At 31.1% G+C, this 1,852-nt stretch carries 1 protein-coding gene; it reads right to left on the bottom strand.

The annotated features are described in order from the left end of the window. Positions 1 to 127 precede the first annotated feature (127 nt). On the bottom strand, positions 128 to 1,612 hold the full coding sequence (locus tag OK344_RS13390; RefSeq protein WP_265145225.1) for a S41 family peptidase: 1,485 nt from the start codon (positions 1,610 to 1,612) through the stop codon (positions 128 to 130). Positions 1,613 to 1,852: the final 240 nt, after the last annotated feature.

Here is a 1,852-nt window from a genome sequence, read left to right as displayed (position 1 = left end):
AAAAATCTTTTGTCGATAAACCCATAGTGTGGGAAAATACCCAACCAAAAGCTGCCGAAGGTTCCGTTCAACAGGGTTTTCATTGTTCGTGCTGCGCACGCAACGAAAACTTAGCTATTGTAGGCAGTTATTGTTTTTCGCTTATTAATTTTAATGCATATTCTAAGTAAATATTTTCATTATTAATATATTGATTTATTGTTGGGATTACTTCGTAATTGGGTTTTACTCCACTTCCAAATGGTAATTTTGGTTCAACATTCATCACAAATTGTAATGCTGGGATTTCAATGGTTATTTTGGAATTTGGCAAAGTTAAATCTTGACTATATCCACTCGTATTTCCATAATAACCTCCGCCTGTTTCTTGTCCAATAAATGTTGCTAATCCTTGCGAATACATCATATTTGAAAATTCGCTACCGCCAGAATATGTTATTGGACTAATGAGAACATACACATTACCTTTAAAGGTGTCTTTTGGTGCTTTTTTGTATGCCATAAGTCCGAGACCTAAATTATTTTTTCTTTCAAGACTTCCATCTTTCATTTTTTTGTTTACAAAAATTCGTTCTAAAAATCCGAATACTTTAAGTTTTATCGGTTTGTCAATTCCATTATTAAGGATTGCTTTTTGAGTTTTGACTCTTACTTTAGAGTATTTTTGGTAATTATCGCCAAAATAAGAATATAACAAACCTTCATTTCCTTCAGTTCCACCGCCATTTTTACTAACGTCAATAATCACATTTTTAATTTTATGTTCTTTTATTTCGGAAAAACTTTGTTTCAAGAACTTTTTTAATGTTTTATATTTGCTTTCTCTTTTAATTATGTCGTTTGAGAATGTTTGAATATCCAAATAAGCTGTTTTTGCATTTATAATTTTGAATTGCAAAGGTTCATTTTCAGTTTTTTCTTTGTCAATATTGTTGTTCTTTTTTAGGTTTTCATTAATTTGACTAATTGACAATGAATTAATTGTGATAGGCTCTGTAATTTCTTTGAATTTTACTTTATATTTCTCAATTATTCCATAGTAGTAAAAATAGTTTTTAGAAAAATTAAAGCCACCCAAATCACTGTATTTTACAGATTTTATGTACCCATCTGATGCAAATAAATTTCCAATTTTTGTGACAATTTCTTTGGGTGTTTCTCCATTGATTTTTTCAATTTCAAGATTTTCAATTTTTGCAGAATTATTTGAAGCATTTTTGACACAATATAACTTCTCGCCCAAGAAAACCACAGTTAAAGGTAAAAATCGAATATTTTCATTTTTATTGGTCTGTTCTTTAACTTCTTTTGGTAAAAAAATGTCTGTGTGGTCTTCTCTTGATAATGCTACTAATGGTGCGATTATTTTGTGAAATTCATAAACATTAAGGTCGGTTGTGATTTTGTTTTTCGCAGTTTGGAAAGCAAAATCAACGCTGTCTTTTGGGGTGTACCAGTACATTCCAGAATGAAACTTGTCCAAGCCTTGATACAATAAATCTAAATCTCTATGAAGTTTCTCCTTTGCAATTTTGGGAAAATCTCCAAAATTCTGAGAATACGTGGTTTGTATCAGTAAAATTAAAAGTATAAATGTCGATATTTTCTTCATTGACGGGTCGTTCTGTATAATTGCCTACAACGGTTTGGGTATTGCCGAAGGCGGGGATTTTTAGCACAAAAGTTCAATAGAATTACTACTGTTGAACCTTGCACAAATGCTCAATCGAAGCCGTTCAGCCCCGCTTTTGGCAATACCTTGTTGAACTAAACCTTCGGTAGCTTTCTCAGCGCTATATTTAGTTACTTTGTAAAACTAATTAAAAATCAGTAAAATGGCAACAAAAAAAAG

The sequence above is a fragment of the Kaistella yananensis genome (assembly GCF_026107505.2).
GTDB lineage: Bacteria > Bacteroidota > Bacteroidia > Flavobacteriales > Weeksellaceae > Kaistella > Kaistella yananensis.
The sequence above is the reverse complement of the archived record's forward strand: the minus strand, read 5'-3'. Positions and strand labels throughout refer to the sequence as shown.